General features: G+C 39.2%; 22 protein-coding genes. 6 read left to right on the forward strand and 16 right to left on the reverse strand.

Annotated elements, in window-relative coordinates; all coding sequences use genetic code 11:
* Nucleotides 1-895: 895 nt before the first annotated feature.
* The 4 genes from BLR60_RS03275 to BLR60_RS03290 form a co-directional block, all read right to left on the reverse strand.
* Nucleotides 896-2,302 (reverse strand): TolC family protein, encoded by a 1,407-nt coding sequence (locus tag BLR60_RS03275; protein ID WP_090496778.1) that lies wholly within the window; start codon nucleotides 2,300-2,302, stop codon nucleotides 896-898.
* Nucleotides 2,289-5,483, reverse strand: coding sequence for an efflux RND transporter permease subunit (locus BLR60_RS03280; RefSeq protein WP_090496780.1), 3,195 nt, complete (start codon nucleotides 5,481-5,483; stop codon nucleotides 2,289-2,291). The genes BLR60_RS03275 and BLR60_RS03280 overlap by 14 nt, the downstream gene beginning before the upstream one ends.
* A gap of 24 nt (nucleotides 5,484-5,507) precedes the next feature.
* On the reverse strand, nucleotides 5,508-6,710 hold the full coding sequence (locus BLR60_RS03285) for an efflux RND transporter periplasmic adaptor subunit (RefSeq protein ID WP_090496782.1): 1,203 nt from the start codon (nucleotides 6,708-6,710) through the stop codon (nucleotides 5,508-5,510).
* Between the two features lie 71 nt (nucleotides 6,711-6,781).
* A complete protein-coding gene (locus tag BLR60_RS03290; RefSeq protein ID WP_090496784.1) occupies nucleotides 6,782-7,387 on the reverse strand; it encodes a TetR/AcrR family transcriptional regulator in 606 nt (201 codons plus the stop codon).
* Nucleotides 7,388-7,567: 180 nt separating this feature from the next.
* On the opposite strand from BLR60_RS03290, the gene BLR60_RS03295 reads away from it, so the two are divergent.
* Nucleotides 7,568-8,026, forward strand: a complete 459-nt coding sequence (locus BLR60_RS03295; RefSeq protein ID WP_090496787.1) for a GNAT family N-acetyltransferase — start codon at nucleotides 7,568-7,570, stop codon at nucleotides 8,024-8,026.
* A gap of 201 nt (nucleotides 8,027-8,227) precedes the next feature.
* Here the strand turns inward: BLR60_RS03295 and BLR60_RS03300 are convergent, their stop codons facing one another.
* Nucleotides 8,228-8,698 (reverse strand): Lrp/AsnC family transcriptional regulator, encoded by a 471-nt coding sequence (locus BLR60_RS03300; RefSeq protein WP_025142637.1) that lies wholly within the window; start codon nucleotides 8,696-8,698, stop codon nucleotides 8,228-8,230.
* Nucleotides 8,699-8,825: 127 nt separating this feature from the next.
* Between BLR60_RS03300 and BLR60_RS03305 the strand changes: the two genes are divergently transcribed.
* Both BLR60_RS03305 and BLR60_RS03310 read left to right on the forward strand, forming a co-directional pair.
* Entirely contained in the window at nucleotides 8,826-9,488 is a 663-nt protein-coding gene (locus BLR60_RS03305; RefSeq protein WP_090496789.1) for a metal-dependent transcriptional regulator, read from the forward strand.
* Nucleotides 9,475-11,340, forward strand: coding sequence for an Nramp family divalent metal transporter (locus BLR60_RS03310; RefSeq protein WP_090496790.1), 1,866 nt, complete (start codon nucleotides 9,475-9,477; stop codon nucleotides 11,338-11,340). Before BLR60_RS03305 ends, BLR60_RS03310 begins: the two co-directional genes overlap by 14 nt.
* A gap of 63 nt (nucleotides 11,341-11,403) precedes the next feature.
* On the opposite strand, the gene BLR60_RS03315 is transcribed toward BLR60_RS03310, so the two are convergent.
* Complete coding sequence (locus tag BLR60_RS03315; protein ID WP_167354673.1) at nucleotides 11,404-11,883, reverse strand: TlpA family protein disulfide reductase; 480 nt, start codon at nucleotides 11,881-11,883, stop codon at nucleotides 11,404-11,406.
* 838 nt (nucleotides 11,884-12,721) lie between these two features.
* Here BLR60_RS03315 and smpB point away from each other — a divergent pair.
* Nucleotides 12,722-13,171, forward strand: a complete 450-nt coding sequence (gene smpB / locus BLR60_RS03320; protein WP_090496795.1) for an SsrA-binding protein — start codon at nucleotides 12,722-12,724, stop codon at nucleotides 13,169-13,171.
* 64 nt (nucleotides 13,172-13,235) lie between these two features.
* Here the strand turns inward: smpB and BLR60_RS03325 are convergent, their stop codons facing one another.
* The 3 genes from BLR60_RS03325 to BLR60_RS03335 all read right to left on the reverse strand — a co-directional run bounded on the left by BLR60_RS03325 (nucleotide 13,236) and on the right by BLR60_RS03335 (nucleotide 16,938).
* A complete protein-coding gene (locus BLR60_RS03325) occupies nucleotides 13,236-13,892 on the reverse strand; it encodes a protein-L-isoaspartate(D-aspartate) O-methyltransferase (protein ID WP_090496797.1) in 657 nt (218 codons plus the stop codon).
* Between the two features lie 179 nt (nucleotides 13,893-14,071).
* Nucleotides 14,072-16,552 (reverse strand): replication restart helicase PriA, encoded by a 2,481-nt coding sequence (gene priA, locus BLR60_RS03330; RefSeq protein ID WP_090496799.1) that lies wholly within the window; start codon nucleotides 16,550-16,552, stop codon nucleotides 14,072-14,074.
* Entirely contained in the window at nucleotides 16,552-16,938 is a 387-nt protein-coding gene (locus BLR60_RS03335) for a DUF423 domain-containing protein (protein ID WP_029279875.1), read from the reverse strand. Before BLR60_RS03335 ends, priA begins: the two co-directional genes overlap by 1 nt.
* 90 nt (nucleotides 16,939-17,028) lie before the next feature.
* On the opposite strand from BLR60_RS03335, the gene BLR60_RS03340 reads away from it, so the two are divergent.
* Both BLR60_RS03340 and BLR60_RS03345 read left to right on the forward strand, forming a co-directional pair.
* Nucleotides 17,029-18,597: a hypothetical protein gene (locus tag BLR60_RS03340; RefSeq protein ID WP_090496801.1), complete on the forward strand. Its 1,569-nt coding sequence runs from the start codon at nucleotides 17,029-17,031 to the stop codon at nucleotides 18,595-18,597.
* A 27-nt stretch (nucleotides 18,598-18,624) separates the two neighbouring features.
* The gene (locus tag BLR60_RS03345; protein WP_090496803.1) at nucleotides 18,625-20,037 is read left to right on the forward strand and encodes a DUF5723 family protein; all 1,413 of its coding nucleotides are present in this window, start codon (nucleotides 18,625-18,627) and stop codon (nucleotides 20,035-20,037) included.
* A gap of 2 nt (nucleotides 20,038-20,039) precedes the next feature.
* Here BLR60_RS03345 and tsaB read toward each other — a convergent pair whose 3' ends face one another.
* The 7 genes from tsaB to BLR60_RS03380 form a co-directional block, all read right to left on the reverse strand.
* Complete coding sequence (gene tsaB / locus BLR60_RS03350; protein ID WP_090496805.1) at nucleotides 20,040-20,735, reverse strand: tRNA (adenosine(37)-N6)-threonylcarbamoyltransferase complex dimerization subunit type 1 TsaB; 696 nt, start codon at nucleotides 20,733-20,735, stop codon at nucleotides 20,040-20,042.
* A gap of 274 nt (nucleotides 20,736-21,009) precedes the next feature.
* Complete coding sequence (gene yidD / locus BLR60_RS03355; RefSeq protein WP_090496806.1) at nucleotides 21,010-21,240, reverse strand: membrane protein insertion efficiency factor YidD; 231 nt, start codon at nucleotides 21,238-21,240, stop codon at nucleotides 21,010-21,012.
* Nucleotides 21,224-21,640 carry a ribonuclease P protein component gene (locus BLR60_RS03360; RefSeq protein ID WP_244155579.1) on the reverse strand — a complete coding sequence of 139 codons (417 nt, stop codon included), beginning with the start codon at nucleotides 21,638-21,640 and terminating at the stop codon, nucleotides 21,224-21,226. The genes yidD and BLR60_RS03360 overlap by 17 nt, the downstream gene beginning before the upstream one ends.
* A gap of 49 nt (nucleotides 21,641-21,689) precedes the next feature.
* Complete coding sequence (gene rpmH, locus BLR60_RS03365; RefSeq protein ID WP_010601723.1) at nucleotides 21,690-21,848, reverse strand: 50S ribosomal protein L34; 159 nt, start codon at nucleotides 21,846-21,848, stop codon at nucleotides 21,690-21,692.
* 312 nt (nucleotides 21,849-22,160) lie between these two features.
* Nucleotides 22,161-22,895 (reverse strand): LytR/AlgR family response regulator transcription factor, encoded by a 735-nt coding sequence (locus BLR60_RS03370; protein ID WP_090496808.1) that lies wholly within the window; start codon nucleotides 22,893-22,895, stop codon nucleotides 22,161-22,163.
* Nucleotides 22,873-23,934 carry a sensor histidine kinase gene (locus BLR60_RS03375; protein ID WP_244155580.1) on the reverse strand — a complete coding sequence of 354 codons (1,062 nt, stop codon included), beginning with the start codon at nucleotides 23,932-23,934 and terminating at the stop codon, nucleotides 22,873-22,875. The genes BLR60_RS03370 and BLR60_RS03375 overlap by 23 nt, the downstream gene beginning before the upstream one ends.
* The gene (locus BLR60_RS03380) at nucleotides 23,924-24,271 is read right to left on the reverse strand and encodes a DUF4288 domain-containing protein (RefSeq protein WP_090496810.1); all 348 of its coding nucleotides are present in this window, start codon (nucleotides 24,269-24,271) and stop codon (nucleotides 23,924-23,926) included. Before BLR60_RS03380 ends, BLR60_RS03375 begins: the two co-directional genes overlap by 11 nt.
* Between the last annotated feature and the right edge of the window lie 17 nt (nucleotides 24,272-24,288).

Genomic DNA, 24,288 nt, shown 5'->3' on the forward strand with positions numbered 1-24,288 from the left:
ACCACTACACAGAGGCAGCACGCCCTCCCCGATCCTTCATCGGGGCTTGTGCTGACGACCTCAAAGCTTTGACGAATTTATCCGACATCAGATCCAAGCCTTTCAGTTATGCCTTTGTGTTTGTTGTTTTTAGTGGCAGGCATGCTTTCGCTGCGCTCAGGTTTGTTTCTTTTCTATCGAGAGAAAAGAAAGAGACTCTCGGTGGCGGTGAACCGAGGCAAGCCCGAGCTAAGGGTAAAGAATAACTAGCGCATTAAGATTCCCGCATGCGCGGGAATGACGGATTTATTGGTTGAATAACAACCATATTAGAAAATATTAACAGGCACCATGCGATCTGCACCCTGCTACCCGGCCTCGCGGATTTCCGCCGGAAAAAGCACGGAAATCTTTGCAGTTAACCCCTCATAACCCCACAACCCAAGGCAGGATCAAAGCGAGAGCGAGGCTCTCAGCCAGGCTGAGAGCCTCGATGCTGCCGCAATAAAGATTTCCGTAGCTTTTTACAAGGAATTGCGCAGCAATCTTTTATACCGATAAAAACAACATTATCTGATAAAAAACGATGCCAGCCTTTCAGTTATGCCTATGTGTTTGTTGTTTTTAATGGCAGGCATGCTTTCGCTGCGCTCAGGTTTGTTACTTTTTTATCAAGGAAAAAGTAAAAGCCCTTCGGTGGCTAACCGAGGCAAGCCCGAGGGAAGGGCAAAGAATAGCGAAAGCATTAAGATTCCCGCCTGCGCGGGAATGACGACCGCATTATAGCGATCGCTATAGAAACATTTTATCATCCATAAAAAAAGCACCAAGAACATCGCGCTCTTAGTGCCTAAATTTATACACAAACCTATAAGGTTTTAAAAACCTTATAGGTTTAGATACAGAATTTTACAAATTAATTCCAACCACCCCCTAACGAGCGGTACAATCCTACCACAGCATTAAGCTGCTCCGTTTTAATGGTGGTTAATTCCAGTTCGCTCTGCAATAAATTACCTTGCGCCGTAATTACTTCCAGGTAGTTCGCCATGCCACTTTTAAACAACAGATTGGCATTACGCGAGGCCTGTTGTAAAGTCTGTGTCCGTTTTTGAGCGATGCTGTATTGCGTTTTTAACTTCTCTACCTTCGTTAACTCATCAGATACTTCACCAACCGCATTTAATACCGACTGACGGAACTGGATCACCGATTTCTCCCGGTCGATTTTAGCAAGCGCTAAATTGCTTTTTAATTGTCCGCGCTGAAAAATCGGTTGGGTAATGCCTGCCCCTACCAATCCGAATAACGATGCCGGTACATTAAACCAGTTGCTGGCTTTAAACGAGTTGATGCCTCCGCTTGCGGTAATTACCAGCGAGGGATATAAACTGGCTTTCGCTACACCAACCCTTGCATTGGCAATGGTTAAAGCCAGTTCTGCACTTTTAATATCAGGCCTGCGGCTTAACATCGATGAAGGAAAACCCGCATTTAAATCCTGTGGAATATTCATCTTATCTAAACGGCTCTCGCGGTTAATCGCTTTAGGCAAAGTACCAATCAATACACTTAGTGCATTCTCCTGCAGGGTTACATTTTGCTCCAAACGCGGTACCAGCTGTGCGGCAACCAACTGTTGTGCCTGGGCCTGTTGTATCGCCAAAGAAGTAACCTGACCGGCATCGAACTGTAAATTGATAATCCTCAACGTACTATCATTCAGTTTCAAAGTCTTTTTAGCGATTTCCAGTTGTGCATCGAGCATCAGTAAATTATAATAACCTTGTGCTACATTGGCCACCAAACGGGTTTGAACGGCTTTACGTGCTTCCTCAGTCTGCAAAAAACTGGCTAAAGCGCCAGCTTTTTGATTGCGTATTTTACCCCAGATATCGGCTTCCCAAACCACACCCAGATTGGCATTATAATCTTCAATGTGTGTGGTACCTGTAAACTGGTTCAGGCTTAACCCATTTAAACTGTTATCGCTAGGGCGGCTAGAATTTGCCGACACCTGTAGTTTCAGTTCAGGCAAGTAACCCAGTTTAGATTGTTTAAACAATACTTCAGCCGCATCAATATTTTTTAACGCAATCTGCATATCGTAATTTTTAACCAAAGCCGTATCAATTAAATTTTGAACAGTAAGGTCGGTGATAAAACTTTTCAGCGGCATGGTGCCAATGCTTGAAGAGTCTGTTGATGAGCCATTTCTGAATAAGCCAGGTGCAATATTGGGCAGCGCTGTATTTTTCGAAACCGAACATCCGCTCCAGATTAACGCCAGGAGCAGGATGGTAATGATATTAAACCGTTTCATAAACTGTATGATTTATAGGTTCTTCACGGTGGCGAACAACCTCATTTGATGATTTTTTTGATATTTTTTCCTGTAAAGCCTGGAAGATGACAAAAAGTACCGGGATAATGAATAAACCTAACACTACGCCTGATACCATACCCCCCGCAGCGCCAATACTGATGGAGTGGTTACCTTGTGCCGATGGACCTGTTGCAATACTCATCGGGAATAAACCGAACACAAAGGCCAGTGAGGTCATGATGATCGGCCTGATCCTTAATCGTGCTGCTTCAATAGCGGCATCAACCAAACTCAATCCGGCCTTTCGTCGCTGCACGGCAAACTCTACAATCAGGATGGCGTTTTTTGCCAACAGCCCGATGAGCATAATGAGCGCTACCTGTACGTAAATGTTATTTTCGATACCGGTTAAACCCAATACCACAAACACACCGAATACACCTGTCGGGATAGAAAGGATTACCGCCAATGGTAAAATGTAACTTTCATACTGTGCAGATAATAAGAAGTAAACAAATACCAGACAAAGCAGGAAGATCACAGTCGACTGTCCGCCTGATGAAATCTCCTCACGGGTTTGTCCGGAGAATTCATAAGCATAACCCGTTGGCAATTGTTCTTTAGCTGTTTCTTCTATCGCTTTGATCGCGTCACCAGAACTGAAACCTGGTTTCGGGATGGCATTTACTTCAATAGAGTTAAACAGGTTATAACGCGAAGCCGTTTCCGAACCATATACACGGGTTAATTTAACCAGGGTACTGATGGGCACACTTTCTCCGTTTTTGTTTTTCACAAACACCCTGTCTATACTGGCCGGATCGGTTCTGTCGGCAACATCAGCCTGCACCACCACACGGTAGTATTTACCAAAGCGGTTAAAATCTGAAGCCTGCGCCGTACCGAAATACGTTTGCATGGTTTGTAAGATATCTTTTTTACTTACCCCCAGCTGATCGGCCTTTTCGTCGTTCACATCCAGCTGTAATTGTGGATAATCTGTTTTATAAGAAGTAAAGGCATAGGCAATGGCCGGTTTCGCCATTAACTTCGCGATGAAGTTATTCGCTACACCACTAAATTTATCGAGCCTACCGTTGGTTTTATCCTGTAACATCACGTTCATGGCCTCTACATTACTAAAGCCTGGTACCGTTGGAAAACTGAATACGAAGAAAGTACCGGAAGATATGGCCGCCATTTTGGCCCTAACAATATTTTGAATCTCGTCGATATTTTTTACAGCACCCCTTTCTTCATTTGGTTTTAACAATAAGAAAATCTGTCCGGCTGATGGACTGTTGGATGCGGTTAAAAAGTTATAACCGGCCAGCGACATCACAAATCTTGCCGATGGCATTGCCCTCAACTCTGCTTCAGCCTGTTTTAACATTTTGTTGGTATTGGCTAAGGATGTTCCGGATGGACTAGCCACAGCGATGGCCACAAAACCCTGATCTTCTGTTGGAATAAAACCTGTTTTGGTCCTGCCTACCAGAAAAATAGTTATCAGCACCACTAAGGCCAGACCGGCCATGCTGAGCCATTTATGACGGATCAATACTTTTAGCCCACCAACATACCGGTTGGTCATGTAACTGAAACCACCGTTAAAGCCTGCATAAAACTTTTCTACAAAACCTTTTTTAGGCGCTTTATGATCAGCGTCAGCATGTTTATTTTTTAGAAACAAAGCTGCCAGCGCCGGACTTAAAGTTAAGGCATTAACGGCCGATATAATGATGGCAATAGCCATGGTTAAGGCAAATTGTTTGTAAAATATACCTGTAGAACCGGTCATAAAACCTACCGGTAAAAATACGGCCGCCATTACCAAGGTAATGGATATAATGGCACCGGTAATTTCGTTCATGGCCTCGGTTGTGGCCGCTTTTGGGCTAAGGGAAGGGTTTTCTTCCATTTTGGCATGCACCGCTTCTACCACCACAATCGCATCATCTACCACAATACCAATGGCCAGCACCAGCGCAAACAAGGTTAATAGGTTAACAGAGAAACCGAAAAGCTGCATAAAAAAGAAGGTACCAATAATGGCCACTGGAACGGCTATGGCCGGAATTAAGGTAGACCTGAAATCTTGAAGGAAGATAAATACCACGATGAATACCAGTAAAAAGGCTTCGATCAACGTATGCTCTACCTGGTTGATGGATTCATCAAGATCGGTCTTGGTGCGGTAAAACTGGTTATATTTAATACCTGCAGGGAAATCTTTTGAAAGTTTAGCCAACAATTTATCAATGGCAATCTGTATTTCGTTGGCATTAGAGCCTGATAACTGAATTACACCAATGGTAATTCCATCGTGTCCGTTTAAACGGTTCACGCTACCATAACTGTAAGCACCCAGTTCAACACGGGCCACATCTTTTAAACGTAATATAGAACCATCAGAATTGGAACGGATCGCAATATTCTGATATTCCTCTGGTTTGGTCAGTTTACCTTTATATTTAATGATATATTCAAAAGCTTCACTGCTTCTTTCTCCAAACCTACCGGGAGCTGCTTCCAGGTTTTTGTCCTGAATGGCGGTGATGACTTCATTTGGTGTAATTTTATAAGTAGCCAGCTGACTTGGGTTTAACCAAATCCGCATCGAATAATCTTTAATACCACCAAATACACTGGCAGAACCTACACCCGGGATCCGTTTAAGTTCGGGAATGATATTGATCTGCGCATAGTTATTTACAAAAACGGCATCGTATTTTTTTGGGTCTTCAGAGTACACCCCTATGGCGCCAATAAAACTGTTTTGCTGTTTGGTGGTAGTGATACCATATTGCACTACCTCTGCAGGTAACTGACTGGTAGCCTGCGAAACCCGGTTTTGCACGTTAACCGCTGCCTGATCGGGGTTGGTACCTTGCTGAAAGTAAACCGTAATGGCCAGCGTACCATCGTTACTGGCGCTGGAGGTCATGTAAGTCATGTTCTCCACACCGTTAATGGCTTCCTCCAGGGATGGTGTTACCGAACGTAAAATCGTTTCGGCATTAGCCCCGGGGTAAACCGCAGTTACCAATACCGACGGAGGGGCGATATTTGGAAAGCGCTCTAAGGGCAACTTGGTTAAGCCCAGTATCCCCACTATCACCAATAAAATGGAAATAACGGTTGAAAGTACAGGCCTGTCTATAAATTTCTGAAACATGATTGCTTTAACTTTAATTTTTTATTATTTCTTTGTTTTTGCCACCGCTACTTTATCGGCCGCTTTTTGAGGCTGGATCACCATACCTTCCTGTAATTTATCAACGCCGCTTAACACAATCTGGTCGCCAACCTTAACTCCATCTTTAACCAGGTAATTTTCGCCGGCTTTACCTACAATGGTAATGGCTTGCTTTTTCACCTTACTGCTGTCGCCAACGGTAAATACAAATACTTTGTCCTGCATTTCTACTGTTGATGCCTGCGGTACCAGAATGGCATTGTCATGTTGCAGACCTAAACGGATTTTGCCCGTATTACCAGAACGAAGCGTTCCGCTGGCATTAGGAAAACTTGCTCTAAGTGTAATTGCACCGGTATTTTTATCAAACTGACCATCGATCATATCAATTTTGCCTTTAATCGGGTAAGCAGAATTATCGGCTAATAAAAGTTCTACCGCAGGCAAATGTTTAATCCTATCTGCAGGTGTTTTACCCGGGTAGTTGGCGTTAAAATTATTGAAGTCGTTTTCTGCCAGGGAGAAGTAAACGTGTACCTCGTGGATATCAGATAACTGCGTTAAAGCAATCTGATCTGTTGGTGAAACCAAGCTTCCTTGTTTCTTTGGGATACGACCGATGTAACCACTTACTGTAGCCTTAACATTGGTATAACCTAAATTAATTTTTGCTGATGCAACGTTAGCCTTAGCTTGTTCGGCATTAGCCTGCGCAATTTTATAGGCCGTTTTAGCCGTTTTTAGCTGAATATCAGAAACTACTTTATTCTGAACCAGTGGTGTTAACTTATCTACTTCCAGCTGTGCATTTAAAATAGCTGCTTCTGCTGCATGTAAACTGGCTTTTGCATTATTTAAAGCCTCGCGATAAGGGTTTTCGTTAATTTTAAATAGGGTCTGTCCGGCGGTAACATAAGCGCCTTCGTTAACCAGTACGCTTTGTAAGTAACCACTCACTTGCGGACGCACATCAATATCAACAGCCCCCTGAATAGAAGCCGGGTATTCGATATATGTGGTTTCTGTGCTGGCATTAATGGCGCTTACCGGCAAGGCTGGCGGCGGTGGCGCAGCCGCTGACTGATCTGGCGAAGATTTACAACTAACTAAAATTATAGAGAGTAGTGAAACTGTTAACAGTGACTTAACACTACTAAACTGTTTAACAGTGTTAAGTAAGGGATACAAGCGATGTAGAGATTTCATATGGATTAAATTTAATTGGAATTAGAGTGTATAAATAATCTAACAGCGTTAAGTTACTGTTAAAAAAAATGCTAACTGTTAATAGATAATGTAATGCCTTTGATGGCATCTTTTAAAATTTGCTGGTTTAATTCATCAGTTGTTCTTCCGTTAGGGCGAACCAGATTGATGGAAATCAAGCCGTGAATGATCGACCAATAGGTGTAATATTTCCGACAGATGTCATCCTCAGAAACCGGTTTTTTCTCGAATAAAGATTCAATAACATCGCCCAACATATTCGAAACCGTTTCAGCTTCATTTAATGACTTTTTCACGGTGCAACAAACCATATCTACACCGTACATTAACTGATAAAATTCTGTGTGTGAAAAGGCAAAATTCCAATAGGCAACCCACATGGCTTCCATTTTATCTGCTGCGGTTTCATGTTTGTCGCGTGCTGCACGAATATCCTTTGCCAAGATCTGGTAACCTCTCCTGGTTAATTCAAGCAGGATGCCCTCTTTGTTAGAAAAATATTCGTAAATTATTGGAGCGGTATATTCAATCTGGTCGGCAATTTTACGCATACTCAATGCCTGCCAGCCCTCTGTTTGAACAATGTTCAAGGCAGCATCCAGAATTTTTGTTCTGGTTTCATCTTTTAAACGTAGAATTCTTTCTTTACTTCCCATGATTGGAATATTAGGTGTAAATAATCTAACACCGTTAAGCAAATGTAGAACCAATTCCAGAATTCACAATCATTCATTTGTCATAAACATTTTATTGATTAGCTTTACGATTAATAATCAACGATTAGCGCATTTAAAAGGCTTTTTCAAATAAATTATTTTCTCAATAACTTATCAAAAATGATTTTCCGCGAAGCAAAAACGACTGACATAGCGGCGATGCAAATTGTCAGGCATACCGTAAAAGAGAACATTTTGTCCGATCCGGCACTGGTTACTGACCAGGATTGCGAAGAATTTATTACGCAACGTGGTAAAGGTTGGGTTTGCGAAGTTGATGGAGCAGTAGTGGGTTTCTCTATTGTAGATTTAAAAGAGCATAACATCTGGGCGCTCTTTCTGCGTCCGGAGTTCGAAGGTAAAGGCATCGGCAAAGAATTGCACCGCTTGATGATGGATTGGTATTTTAATCAAACACAGGATCTTGTGTGGTTAGGCACAGCTCCCAATACCCGTGCAGAAGAATTTTACACCAGGCAGGGCTGGAAAAAAGTGGTAAATAAAGGGGAAGTGAAATTTGAAATGAATGATGCGGATTGGAAAAAACACTGCCTAAATATTGACCCACAAAGAAACTAAGGGTTCTCCTTGACAGACTTCAATGAAAAAGTCGTCATCTTGACTGAAGCGCAGCGAAATGGAGAGATCTATTACATAAAAGACCCTGAAACACCTGTCCGACCGGCCGGGCGGAAGTTCAGGGTGCGAGCCAGAAAGAATAATCACTCAATGATAAGAAGCTACTAATGGTTATCGCCTTTTTCTTATTTGATTGTTAATCTAATACTCTAAAGGAACAATAGGTTCTTTTTTTGTGGTAGACATGATCATCATAGTTTGGAAGGTTTTCACTACAGAAATCTTACTGATTTTATCCATAATTAAACGTTCGTAAGCCTTAATATCTTTCACATAAACCTTTAGTAAAAAATCGGCCTGACCGGTAACGTGATGACACTCTGTGATTTCTTTGATTTGATTTACTTCATCCAAAAAGATCTGGATGGTATTGTTTTTATGAAAATCGAGTTGAATCTGAATAAAGGTTTTAATACCTAAACCCAGTTTTTCTTCATCCACCAAAGCATGGTAACTTTTAATATATCCTGCCATTTCAAGCTTACGCACACGCTCTAAAGTTGGCGCAGGTGATAATCCAATTTCCTGTGATAAAAGCAAGTTAGTAATTCTTCCGTTCTCTTGAAGAATTCTTAAAATTTTAAAGTCTATTTTATCTAATTCAGATGCCATATGGTGTTAAAGGTATTTCAGAATACAAACATAACCAAATTATATTCTAAATTTTAACATAATTTATCATATATATTTTAAACAATAATTTTTAGATTTACCTAAAAATAAAATTAGATAAATATAAATGCAAAGTTATACCGAAGAGAACTATCTAAAGACTATTTATCATCTGGCAGAGAAAACCACCAATGTGCAAACCAATGCCATTGCGGAGCAGATGCAAACCAAACCCGCATCGGTTACCGATATGATTAAAAAATTAGCCGATAAGGGCCTCATTGATTATATTAAATACCAAGGTGTTACCTTAACAGAGAAGGGAAAAAACACAGCGATAGATATTGTACGTAAACATAGATTATGGGAAGTTTTTTTGGTAGACAAATTAAACTTTAAGTGGGATGAGGTACATGATGTGGCCGAAGAATTGGAGCATATTAAATCGATTGAGCTGATTGAAAGATTGGATGAGTTTTTGGGCTTTCCGAAAGCAGACCCCCATGGCGATCCGATCCCCGATAAAAACGGAAGATTTGCCAAAACCCAGTTTATTAAATTGATTGAATTAAAAGTGGGCGATTCTGGCACCATTACCGGCGTAAGTCAGCACAGTTCTGCATTTTTAAAACATTTAGAAAAATTAGGGCTTACCCTGGGCAAACAAATCCAGGTTAGTGATGTTACCGATTTCGATGGTTCGGTTGAGATCCAGGTATCAGATAAACAAGTTAATATTAGTAGAGAAGTTGCAAAACATATTTTAATCAGCAGTAATGGCAAAAACTGAATCGTTAAGTGAAGTACATCAAAGTGTAAATACCGATAAAAGAAAAGGCTGGCGCAGGATTTTGGCTTTCATTGGTCCGGCTTATTTAATCAGTGTTGGCTACATGGATCCGGGTAACTGGGCAACAGATTTAGCAGGCGGAAGTAAATTCGGTTACCAATTAATTTGGGTTTTACTGATGTCGAACCTCATCGCTTTGCTTTTACAATCGCTAAGCGCCCGCTTAGGCATCGTTAGAGGATTAGATTTGGCGCAAGCCTCGAAACAAGCTTATCCCCGCTGGGCCAACATTCCATTGTTTGCTTTGGCACAAACTGCAATCATTGCCTGCGATCTTGCCGAAATTATAGGGATGGCCATTGGTTTACAGCTACTTTTTGGCTTACCACTAATCTGGGGCATTAGCATTACCATTTTCGACACCATTTTATTGCTTTTTTTACTCAATAAAGGCATGAGGGCAATGGAAGGTTTTATCGTTTCGATGGTCTTTATTGTCGGGATTTCCTTTCTGGTGGAGATGTTTATTGTAGAACCTTCCCTTAAAGAAGTAGCCAAAGGTTTTGAGCCCTCTATACTTAATGGCGATGCGCTTTATATTGCCATCGGAATTATTGGTGCAACGGTAATGCCGCATAACCTTTACCTTCATTCCTCTTTGGTACAAACCAGGAAAATTGAGCGGAGCAACAAAGGCATTAAAGAAGCCTTAAAGTTTAACCTTATTGATACCACAGTCGCTTTAAACCTTGCCTTTTTCGTTAATGCAGCCATATTGATTCTTGCTGCCGCAGCTTTTTACAAAAATGGCTTACACGAGGTGGCAGAAATTCAGGATGCACACAAATTACTTTCCAATATTTTTGGCAATATAGCCCCAACCCTATTTGCCATCGCACTGATTGCTGCCGGACAAAGCTCTACGGTTACCGGAACATTAGCCGGACAAATTATTATGGAAGGACATATCAATTTACGGATCCAACCCTGGTTAAGAAGGTTAATTACCCGTCTACTGGCCATTATCCCTGCATTTTTTACCATTTTGCACTATGGAGACGATGCCCTTGGCGGCCTACTGGTGCTGAGCCAGGTGGTGTTAAGCTTACAGTTGGGTTTTGCGATCATTCCTTTGATCCATTTTACATCAGATAAAAAACTGATGAAAGACTTCGCCATTAAACCATGGGTAAAGGTTTTGGCCTGGACAAGTGCCATTGTGATCATCGCGCTGAATGTGAAACTGGTAATGGAAGAAATAAGCGGTTGGGCCAAAGAAGCCAATAACTGGTGGATTTATGCCATTGTAATTCCGGCTTTAATCCTCATTGTGCTACTTCTTCTCTATGTTTTCTTTCACCCCTTGTTAGAACAGAAAAAAAATGCATCCAGACAGATTGTGCCACATGGTGATGCGTTGGATATTGGCAAAATTGATAAGATTACCTATAAAAAAATCGGAATTGCGGTAGATTTCTCTAAAAATGACAGAAACACCATCAGGCATGCGCTAATTCAAGGCGGCAAAGATGCGCACTATTACCTCATCCATATTGTAGAAACTGCTGCTGCACGGTATCTGGGTAAGGAAGTAATGGACCACGAAACGCAGAGCGATGCTGTTAACCTGGAGCGTTACAAAGCTAATCTGGAAGACCTTGGATATGATGCTACACCGTTTATTGGTTTTGGAAACACAGGTAAAGCCATAGCAGATATCAGTAACCGCAATGGAATGGAACTTTTGGTAATGGGTGCACACGGACATAAAGGCTTAAAAGACCTTATTTTCGGCACCACGGTAGATTCTGTACGGCACAAAGTCAATATTCCCGTGTTAATTATCAGATAGACCGTGTGCATTAAAAATAATGAGCCACAGATATGATGCTTACCTATCTGTGGTTAAAAACGATTACTTACTCACCAATGTCATCATTTTTTTGATCCCCCCATCTCCTGATTGGTACATTAATAATTTACCTGCAGGTGAATACAGGTACATGGCGGGATATTTTACCGGTAAAAATGTTGGAATAAATATTCTCTTTTTATCCTGTAATACCAATACATTAGGTTTTGCATTTAAGCCTTTGGCATACGAGTTAAAAAACTGTGGAATAATATATGCCTCATCCATGGTAATCATATAAATATTCACATCTTTAAACCTGGCATAATTTGCATTCAGGCTTTTGCTTTCCCGCTGGCAGTGCTCACAGGTACAATCAAAAAACATAAAGAGATTCTTTTTTCCCTGTTTAATATCAGTGTTTGAAAATGGTTTTCCATCCAGTTTATAAAAGGTAAACTGTGGTAATAGCGTAGGTTGTTGTGCATTTACCTCAAAAGTTACGGCTAACAATAAGATTAAAACGATGTTCCTGAATTTCATTTTCGACATTTTTAATTCAAACTTAAATGAATAAATACGAACATAATAATATATCCCCTAGCTTTTACAAACAGATGAATATTTTATCCGGGAGAAGTCTGGTTTAAATATGCACGTTGTTATAAAACTTGACTTCTCTTTAATGCAAGCATCATCATCAGAAAATGAATGTCAGTTTTTCATCGGTTCTGCAGTCCCGCCATCCGCTTTACTCCGTTGCACTTCGTGTTCGCTCCTGTCAGGTTTAAGAAACAAGGGGGCTTGTAAGCTGATGACAGGCTTGTTCTCCCGGCAATAGCCTAGGTTAAATAAACCCGATCCTTTAGCTATCGAATGCCGCGAAAACCAAAAGCTTTTTTGCTTTTGTTACAGCAAAAATCGGGACTGAGACTGCCAAAGGAACTGCCGGTAAATTTCCCTAATAGCACACTAAAATCAGAGAATTCAAGTTTAAATAGACATATCTGTAGTCGTCACCCTGATCCGATAGTTATCGAATTTATTTTCAGCGTTCATTTTTTATGAAAGATGCTAACCACTAATTAGCTACAAGACAATTGAAAATACCATCTCTACTTATAAAATAAATTCAGAATGAGATTGCATTAAACCCGAAATAAATTAAAACTAAATTATCACATCAATTTTTAGGATATTTGCAGCTAGTTAAGGGCAAATCACATAAATGGTCGTCATCTTGATCCGATAGCTATCGGATTTATTTCAGGATCTTTAAGAAGATGCTGAAACGAGTTCAGCATGAATGGTGCATTTTTAGGCCAAACATTTTGTTTTACACACCGTTGTATAATATTACGGTAACACACTTATTAAAATTTTGAAAAACGACATCAACATAAAAAATAAAAGGGCCTATTTCGACTACAACCTTTTGGATAAATACGTAGCCGGAATTGCACTTTTAGGAACAGAAATAAAAGCAATAAGACAAGGTAAAGCCAACATGACGGATGCATTTTGCATGTTTATTGGCGGCAATCTTTTTGTACGCAATCTCCATATCTCTGAATATAGCCACAGTTCATTTTATCACCATGATATTAAACGCGACCGTGCTTTATTACTTCAGAAAAAAGAAATTAGAAAATTAAAGCTTAAAGGGGAAGAAAAAGGCTATACTATAGTTCCTTTACGGATTTTCATCAACGAAAGGGGTTTTGCTAAAATGGAAATTGCACTGGCCCAAGGTAAAAAAGAATTCGACAAACGCGATAGCATTAAAGATAGAGATACCAAGCGCGAGTTGGATAGAGCAATGAAAAGGTAGGTTGGAGCTGGGAGTTTAGCGTTAATGTAACTCCCAATTCTAAACTCCAAACTCCAAACTTATGTCACCATGCCTGGTCGCCAACTAAGGGTACAAACCTAAAAGTATCTAATACAATTTTATCGTAATCTGTTTCGCTTACACGGATCACCGTAACCATCTTTTGGGTTTTTTCATCGCCCACAGGGATCACCAGAATGCCACCTATTTTTAATTGTTTTAATAAAATTTCAGGAACCAGGGGTGCACCAGCGGTAACGATTATTTTGTCGTATGGTGCATGGGCAGCAATTCCTTTAGAGCCATCGCCACAATAAAATGTTGGTCTGTAACCCATTCCAGGCAAAACCTGAATGGTCCTGTTGTAAATATTCTCCTGTCTTTCTATCGTAAAAACCGTAGCACCCAATTCCATTAAAATGCAGGTTTGATAGCCCGAACCGGTTCCGATCTCCAGCACTTTATCTCCTTTTTTAATGTGGAGCAATTCACTTTGATATGCAACTGTATAAGGCTGAGATATGGTTTGCCCATCACCTATGGGGAAAGCGATGTCTTTGTAAGCCTGGTTCCAAAAAGTTTCGTCAAAAAAGAAATGCCGTGGAACTTTACCTATGGCTGTCAATACATTTTCATCTTCAATTCCGCGAGATTTTAACAACTCAACCAGTTTTTTTCTCGCTCCACGTTCCCGGTAATTATCAACAAATTTATACGCCATGAGCTTCAAAATTAGCTTTTTTTAGTGGTGATACAAGGAGAAAATTAGAGAATAATTGAATTGGTGAATGGATTACCTGAGTTAGAGAATGATACATTTTCCACATAAGAGAAGGATTGAAGGAGAGAATATTGAAGGAGAGAATAAAAACAATTCAATCATTCCATATTCAATCATTTCTAGTACGGATCTACATCAATTTGCGTAAAAACACCTTTAAACTCCTTAGTTGCATTAAACTGGGTAAGCGTTTCTCTTAATGCATCTTTAACTTTTTGAATGGCTGTATGCTTATCGGCTTTGATAATAATCTGTTTGATATAAAGATTACGTACACGGCTTACCAGAGGTTGTTCAGGTCCTAAAACACGTTTGCCAAATTTCCCTTTCAGGATATTGGCTAAGCTAAATGCAGCATGGTCTAAAACATGCGAATCTTTATGTTTGATGTACAGAAATATCATCCTGGAAAACGGCGGATAAAGAAATTTCTCCCGTTCTAGAATCTCATCATTATACATCCCCTCATAATCGTTGTTCACCACCTGTTTAATGATTCGGTTTTCTGCGTCGTAAGTCTGGATGCAAACGTTTCCCTGATCGGCTCTTCTACCCGCCCTACCCGCAACCTGCGCCAGCAGTTGAAAACTTCTTTCGTAAGCGCGGAAATCGGGATAACCTAAAAGGGTATCGGCATTGATTACGCCAATCAGGTTCAGGTTGTCAAAATCCAATCCTTTGGCCACCATCTGCGTACCAATTAAAATATCAGTCTTCTTTTCCTGAAAATCATTCAGAATTTGTTGCAAACCATTTTTGGTCCGTGTGCTATCCATATCCAACCGGGCAATGGCCACCTCCGGATAGAGCAACCTGAGTTCTTCTTCAATCCGTTCGGTACCAAAGCCTTTTTGCTCTACATGCACCGAACCACAGGCCGGACAAATATTAATGCTGCTCTGCTGGTAGCCACAATAATGGCAATGCAATTTACCACTGCTTTTATGATAGGTTAAACTTACATCGCAGTTTACGCATTTTGGTGTATAACCACAGGTTGCACAAATAAGAATGGTGGCGTAACCTCTCCTATTCTGAAACAATACAATCTGTTCCTTTTTCGCAAGTGCCAGATCGATATCTTTGATCAACACACTGGAAAAATACGAACTCATTGTTTTTTTCTTCGTTTCTTCTGAAATACTTACCACCTGTTGATTAGGAAGCTGAACCCCACCAAAGCGCTCTTTCATCTCTACAAGGCCATATTTACCGTGTAAGGCATTATAATAACTCTCTAAAGACGGCGTAGCTGAACCTAAAACCACCTTGGCCTGATGCAGGTATCCTAAATAAATGGCGGCATCCCTCGCCTGATAACGTGGGGCCGGATCGTATTGTTTATACGAGGGTTCATGTTCTTCATCAACCACGATGAGTTTCAGGTGTTCGAAGGGAAGAAAAACTGCCGATCGGGCACCAAGAATTACTTTATAAGCACCTGTACGCACTTTGTTCCAGATTTCTACCCTTTCGCTATTGTTAAATTTAGAATGATATACGCCGATTGAATTGCCGAAGTAACGTTTAATCCGCTCTACAATTTGTGTGGTTAAGGCAATTTCAGGCAACAGGAACAATACCTGCCCATCGGTATGCTGGATAATTTTTTCGATCAGTTTAATATAAACCTGCGTTTTTCCTGATGCGGTAACCCCATGCAATAAAACCACCTCTTTCTCTTCAAAATGCTGGTTAATCTGGTCTAATGCTTTCTGCTGACCTTCGTTCAGTTCAAAATTAACACTAAATTCTTCATCATGAGCAGCCAAACGGCTAACCGGCCTTTTCATTACCACAAAAATATCTTTGTCGGTTAAAGCTTTTAATGCCGCTGCACCGCAATTACTTTCGGCTAAAAGCTGTTCTTTAGCAATCGGAAGATTTGATTTTTGTAATTTCAGGTAAGCCAATAGCGCATCTAACTGTTTAGGCGCTTTATCTAAAATATTAAAAAGCTCTTTCAGATTTTCTTCATCGCTGTAAAAATCATTTAAAATAATGAATGATTTAAGCAAAGGTTTATATTTCTGCACCACCTCTTCTGCTACCAGTACGAGTTCCTTATCCAGCAAATGATTGATGATCGGATACACTGTTTTTTGCCCCAGTAGCTTAGAAACATCGTTAACGGTGAGTTTCTGTTGTTGTTTCAGTGCATTGATTATGATTTCTTCCTTATCGGTAAGTTCGGTATCTTCATTATAATCTTCCCGAAGAATCAATATAGTTTCACTGGCCAATTTTAAACTGGCAGGTAGGGCAGCTGCCATTACATCACCTTCATTACACATGTAATAATTGGTCATCCATGTCCAAAATTTAAGCTGCATGGGGGTAATTACAGGCTCTGCATCTACCACATCGATAATATACTTTGCCTCGTAAACTGTAGGCGGCACTGTGCTGATTGCACTAATTAAGGCCGTATAAATTCTATGCTTTCCAAATTGCACCACCACCCGTTTTCCTACAGCGATCTGATCATTTAAATCAAAAGGTACCCGATAAGTATAGTTTTTCGCCAAAGATAATGGCAAAATAACTTCCACAAAAAGTGTTTCTCTTTCTGAAAAAATATCGTTTTCGAAAGTATTCATTATTTATCTTTAAATGCCGCAAAAAAGAGCATTATCCATCCCAATACAAATAAAAGCCCGCCTATTGGCGTTATCGGACCAATAAATTCGGTAAAACCTAAATGCGATATGCTTCGGGTAGCCAATAAATATAATGATCCTGAAAAAAGGATGATTCCAAATGTGAAGCAGAAATAAGCAATATTAATCAGCTTGTTCCGGTAACGGGCAAAGGTAGAAAGGTATAATAAAGCAAATGTATGATAGAACTGATAATCAACACCTTTCTGCCAAATTTCTAATGACGGGCCATCAATTAAAGCCTTTAATCCGTGGGCACCAAATGCGCCCAACAAAACGGCAACAGCGCCAAAAAAAGAAGCAGTAAGGATTATTCGTTTATTCATAGTTATTTGCAAGTAGCAGTCGCTAAATTAATAAATTGGTAAAGAACTTCTCACTAATCAATGTAATAAATTAAATTTGTTGCACAGCAGATGAAAAAAATCGTAATTCTAACAAGTGCATTATTTTTAGGTGTAGCCTTTATGGCCTACCTGTATTTTTCGAAATTGGGAATTGATAATGATGCAAAAGACCTGGCGCTGCAATCGGCAACCAATAACGCGGCCTTGGTATTTTCTTTTCAGAACGACAAAGGTTTTTACAACATTATTGATGGGCAACAACTTATTCAGCAGGTTTTGGGCAAAGATAAAATGAACCTCCTAAAACAGCTAAAGGCAAGTATTGTTGATGATCATCTGCTCAACAGGTATTTGAAAGATCAGCAGGTTTATATTAGTGTGCTACCTGATTCGAATAAAACCCTTAACTTCCTGATCACCTTACAAATTCAGCCCGATAACGACATCAAAAAATTCTATGATCAGCTAAGGCATAAAAAAGTAATTACTGAGAGTTCGAAGTCGCTTTATACGGTAAAAATAAATGATAGCCTACAGGTTTATTTGGGGATCCATAACCAGGTATTAACGGTTTCAACTTCTTTAAAACTGATTAATGATGCTAATATCCGTTTAACGGAAAATCCTTTTACCGAATATATTAAAGAGAATAACCACCAGATCAAAAATGTACTGGCTAATATGTACATCAATTTTAACCAGGCGCCGCTATTGCTCAAAAATATTATTGCAGGTAACATCAACGGAGAAATTGCCCTATTTAACCAACAGAACAGTTTTGCTGTACTCAATTACAATTTCAGTAAGGAAAAAATTCTTTTTAATGGAAGTACAGAAATAAGAGATCAGTATAATTACCTTAAGCTATTCGAAAACATTGCGGCCCAAAAGACATCTATCCAAAATATTCTGCCCGAAAATACTGCAAATTATATGCTTTATGCTTATGATGATTATGGCAAATGGCTTAAGAAATTAAATACCTGGCAGGAACAGACGAAAATACTTTCAAAAACCAGTGCGGTAATCAAAAGCGTAAAGAATGATTACAGAACAGATTTAAACCTGATATTTAACAATTACACGAAGAATCAGTTTATTCTTTTTCAGTTAAGCACCGGCGAAAAACTAGGTGCAGTTTCATTATCTAATGGCGAAAAAACAAAACAGTTGTTGCTTGATGTAAGTACAGATTATAACGAAGACATTAAACTCTTTAAATCGGCCGATATCTTATACAGTTATTTTGGTGAGCCCTTTAAAAAATTTGCGAGGCCTTATTATGCCATTATTGATAATAATTTAGTTGTAGCCAATAATGCCAGTACAGTACAATCATTTTTAAATAATTATAAAAATAACAGACTTTTAATACAAACGCCGCAATATTTAGATGTAGTGAATGAAATTTCTACCACTTCAAATGTAAGTTACTACATCAATACCAAGAATTCGGTGGATATATTCAGGCATAATATTCAACTGAATTTCTACAGGCATTTGCGGGCCGATAGCGGTTTAAAAAGTTTCGATACATTTTGTTATCAAATGAGTGCAGATAAAAACAAATTTATTACTAACTTACTTTTAAACAAACACATACAATCAAAAATACCCGATTCGCTAAGTAACCGTTAAGTAAACCATCCCAATAAACTATTTTACATGAAGAAACTTTTACTTACGTTACTGGCAGTAGCCAGCTTCGGGGTTGCAAATGCGCAACAATATGCGCTTTTTGGCACTAAAACCATGTTCGATGCATTCGAAAACCCGTCTCAAAAATCTTTTACTTTAGATTCATCAAGAAAATTCTCTTCTAATTTCTTTTTACCATATTTTGGAACAAATGCCATTAATAAGGGAAGTTCTAATTTTGTCATAAGAAAATTAACCCAGCAGGGCGTTTTTGATACCGAAAGTTTACTGATCGGCAGAGGCGAGATTAATCATTTTTTTGAAAACAGCAATATCTATGTGGCAACATTCAGGCTTTTCAGCTCTTACAAGTATCAGAAAGAAATGGGCTTTTCATGGCAGATCAGATCTGATGCCCATATCGATTACACCAACGAAACTTTAGCTATTTTCGATTCCTTCGATCGGTTTAATAAAAACCAGCTGTATTCCGGAATCTTCGACACCAAAGGTTATCAACAAAGCTACCATCAATTTAGCTTCACTTATCGCGAAAATTGGAACAAAAGACTTGCGTTTGGTTTAAAAGCTAGTGTATTGAGTGGCATGCTTTACAATAAAATAAATATCTATAACTCTCAATTATATATCGATCCTGAGGCAGCTGGACCAGTAATTCTCTTCAACGGAACTTATTCAGCCAATTTTTCTGAATTTAATGAAGTAAGTAATAAAACCCTTTTCCCGAATTTTAAAAACCCTGGTTTATCATTAGGTTTTGGCAGTAATTATACAACGAAAAAAGGTTTATTTTTAATGGCGAACATTAAAGATTTAGGATTTATCTGGTGGCGCAACAATACCCAACGCACAATTTTAGAACAACCAAAAACTATCGATGATATTGAGAACAACCAGTCGAATACCAATCAGCAAATAAAAGATATCTTCTTGAAATCAGGACAACCCAAAAAGTTTCTGGCCCCTACGAATGCTAAACTTGATTTTTATATGTCTAAACGCTACGGTTTATACAAACCTGCATTAGCTGTTTCCAAAAACCTATTTTACAAAGGTGGCGATATTGCTTTAGTAAATACTTTTATTGCCAACGACTTTTCAGGGAGCGTAATACCATTGTACAATTTAAATGGTGTTTTTATGGTTGGATTACAGGCAAAATACCAAACACCCAATTTCGAACTGTTTATGGGTACCGATAATCTGATCGCAACAAGTTCCCAAACCATAGGTACCATTAGAAGAGATGCTACTGTGGGAAGCGGGCCCAATGGCAGTTCTTTTTACATGGGTGTAGGCATTAAATTTGGAAACGTGGTTAACCATCCTCAATTTGCCGATATCATACCGGGAATTAATGATCATAGCAATGATGATAGTTTCTTTAAAAGCCTGTTTTCGATTTTTAAAAGAAAATAGACTTAACCTTGTACTTGTTGCTTCTTAGATGGTGTAACTACAAAATCTTTCAGGTAAAAAGGCTCGAAGTAGGCTACGTCTTCAAATTTACTGCTACTAAAAGCTTCGTTAGCCAACCTCGACATATAGCTAGCAGAATTGAAATTAGCAGCATCGAATTTTGCATTCGGATGTGTTAAAACTTCAGCACATTTAGCTGCTCCATCGCCCAAAAAGGTAATCACTTGTTCTGAAAGGAACCCGTTAAAACTCGTTTCATCAATAATTTTAGCTTCCGTTGGTGTAATTACGTTTAACGACCGGTCTAAAATTGAGGTATATACTTCCATTCTACGGGCATCAATCATTGGGCAGATTAAACCGGAATAATCCAGGTTTTTAGACAAATAGCCAGCAGCCATCATCTCTAATGTTTCAATGGCAATTAAGGGCTTATCCAAGGCATAACAAAGTCCCTTAGCTGTAGAAACACCAATACGCAAGCCAGTATAAGATCCGGGGCCTTTACTTACGGCGATGGCATCCAGCTCCTGATAGCTTAAGCCTGCAGCTTTAACTGCCTCTCCGATAAACAGGGTTAAATTTGCCGCATGCAGGTTTTGTCCTTGCTCCTCTCTAAAAGAAATTGTTTCACCATTAACAGATACTGCCACAGAACAGATTGCCGTAGCGGTTTCTATTTGAAGTATTTTAGCCATGAGACAAAGATAAATAAAAATGGACGATGTAAGAGGGGCTATGGAAGATGGTTTAAATGAGTCCGTAATCATTGTCTGAAGTCAAGTCTCTTTCTTGTCTGTCATCCTGAATGCAATGAAGGACCTTTAAAAAATCAAAACTTGACTAAATAGATTTCTCGCTGCCTGTCCGCACAGGCGGGCGTTCCGTTTCACTTCAGTCGAAAGACGACTACTATTAAGATTAGAACTAAGAACCGAAAATAACTAATCAATCCATAATAAATGAACCCATCTATGGAACCGGATCGTGCCCGTGCTTACCCCAGGGATGACAACGGCCAATACGTTTCAGTGCCAGCCAGCCACCTTTAAAAGGGCCATGCTTTTTAATGGCTTCTATACCATATTGAGAGCAGGTTGGAGTAAAGCGGCAATTTGCGCCGAGCATAGGCGAAATGGCATATTGATAGATTTTAATCAAACCCAAAAACAACCATCCGAAAATTTTATTGATGAATTTCATCGGGCTGGATTAAATTTTGGAAACGTTTGAAGGTAGCGTTCAGTTTTTTCTCAATAAAAGCAAACTCATACTTATTCTTCCCCACAAACTGGATAGAGAACAAAAGCAATCCCCTATCTGTAGGTAAAGGCAAGTATAATTTATCTTGTTTATTTAGGCGATAAGCTTCGCGGATGCGACGCTTGAGCAGATTGCGGTCTACCGCCCGTTTATATCTTCTTTTAGGCACATTGATTACTACCTGTGCTTGCACATCAGCAGATGCATCAACAAAAAGATAAGAAATCCGAAAGGGGTATAATAAAAAAGAAGAACCGTTTTTAAACAACAGGTCTAAATGTTTCCTGCTGCATAACCGTTCTTCTTTCCTGAATGTGTACATATATTTTTGATTGATCATTGCAGATTTTGATCTGCCGATCCCGAATTAACGGAAAAGCAATCAAAAATTATGCTTTATGCTTGCGTTCGTCAGAAACTGTTAATCTTTTTCTTCCTTTAGCACGACGTGATGCTAATACTCGTCTGCCGTTAGCTGTTGCCATTCTTTCGCGGAAGCCGTGTTTGTTTCTTCTCTTTCTTTGCGAAGGTTGGTATGTTCTTTTCATGACTGTATATTATCTATTGTAAAATTAAGAGGTGCAAATATAAAGCGATTTCTCTACAAATGCAAGCGTGATTAATTATTATTTTTTCTATTTAAGTGCAAATGTAAAAAATCTTTTGAAAAACGAGGCCCTGTGGCTATTTATAAATATCTGTTATATGTTTTACTAAACGTCTCTATCAATGATCCTTAGCAATAGGACGCGATAACTATTACCTGCGAACGTCATGCTGAATTTATTTCAGCATCTTTCTTGCAAAGTAGACCCTGAAATAAATTCAGGGTGACGCCAGTTATAAAATATTACTTTTTTTTACAAGCCCAATGCTGCCTTCAATTTCAAATAACCCGTTTTACTTACTGGCAACCAGATATCAGACTTCAACAACACCACATAACTATCTTTCTCTTTTAACTCAATTTTGGTTACCTGTGCCAGGTTAATGATGTATGATCGGTGTATGCGGATAAACTGATTGGCATCAAGTGTTTGTTCAAAATAAGCCATGGTTTTGTTCTTGTAGAACGCACCGTCAACGGTACTCAATTTCACATAATCATCATCAGCCTCTAAATAGTTAATATCAGCAACAGGAATAATCTTAATTACGCCGTCTTTTTTAACCACTACCCTATTGTTTTGGGCCGGGCTTAAGGCTGCAGCATCTAAAACAGCTTCTGTATTCTCGGTTTGATTTAATTTGCATGGTAGTTTTTTGATGGCAGCATCAAAGCGCGATTTATCAATTGGCTTGAGGAGATAATCTACTGCATTAACCTCAAAGGCCTTGATGGCATACTCGTCAAAAGCGGTGGTAAAAATTACTGCAGGTTTATCTTCAACAAGCTCAAGCATTTCGAAACCGCTAATTTTAGGCATCTGTATGTCGAGAAAAATGAGGTCAGGCTTATGCAAGGTGATGGCTTTTAAACCTTCAAATCCGTCAGCACACTCGGCTACAATCTCTATTTCTGCATGATCTGAAAGGTAATACTTTACAATATCTCTCGCTAAAGGCTCATCATCAATTAGTATTGTCCTGATCATTTTTTTGTGGAATTTTTAGGGTGGTAATATATAAATTATTTGCCTCAATATCGGTTTGTAATAAATGGGTATTCGCAAATAACAGATACAACCTGCGTTTAATGGCACTTAAACCAAATCCGGTTCCTCCGGCAGCTTTCATTTCCGGATCGAAAGGGTTTTGAACGCGCAATTGTAAAATATTATATTCAACCGTAACATCAATTTTAATCGTAATGCCAGCAGAGGTATTATAAAGGCCAAATTTAATGGCGTTTTCTACAATGGGCTGCAACAATGTACCTGGCAGGCAAAGGTTTAAGGTATCTTCGGCTACATTCACTTCAATATTCAATCTATGGCTAAATCTTACTTTTTCGATATCGAGATACAATTGGATGTACTCCATCTCCTCCTCAACCGAAACCCATAATTCATCGTCACGTTTTAAGGTACCACGTAAAAAAGAAGCCAATTTTGTAATCATTACCCCAGCTTCTTTTGGGTTAACCATGGTAAGTGCAAATACTGAATTTAGGCTGTTAAAAAGAAAATGCGGCTGCAATTGGTGCCTTAACTTATTTAACTCTGCTTCTTTAGCCAAACTCTTTGCTGCAGAGAGTCTTTCGTGTGTTTCTGACTGTTCTTCTAACCTATACCATAATATATTTGCCAAGGCACACCAGCCCAAACACATAAAAGAGATTAAACCTCTAAACGCAAAAGAAAAGTTATAAAAATCTTTATATTCTTTATAATCGGCAAAAATATAAAGCATGCTATATTTGGCGGCATAAATAATTACAAATGTAAGGGCCAGTGCAACAATCAGTACGTAAAGCATTCTTTCGTTTTTTGGCTGATAATACCCCAGCATATTGCTTACCCCGATACAGGCCAATGCCAGTAAAAAATTATTGGTTAAGCTATCCGTTATCGCTATCCACCAGGAAAAATTAACTACATAATGCAATCCAGCAGCACACATTACCGTCCACACGATTGCAATGGTGATTGATAGTTTCTGTATTTGCGGAACGGATAAAGGTCTAGTTGTCAAAACGATTCTGATTAGTTAATGATTTATTGCGGTGCGCCAGCTTTTCCAGATATAATGAAACCGATTGGGGTTCAACCATCTTCGAACTTACTTCTGCACCATCTGTAAGTTCTACAACCTCAGATATCCCACCTACACCTAAAAACTTCCATACTATTTTATCTCCCTGGCAATTGTTAAGAGCAGGATTAAAATGTACGGCATTCAAATTAGCTTTACTTAAGGCTTGCCTGATCCCTTTTGCCTGGATTAAACGCGTTTGTTCATTAAACTGGGGCGTATGCTTTCCTTCACCACAAATTACCTGATAGATACAATTTACTGCAAACCATTTCATAGGCGATATTTATAATA

It is taken from the genome of Pedobacter terrae, from assembly GCF_900100705.1.
GTDB lineage: Bacteria > Bacteroidota > Bacteroidia > Sphingobacteriales > Sphingobacteriaceae > Pedobacter > Pedobacter terrae.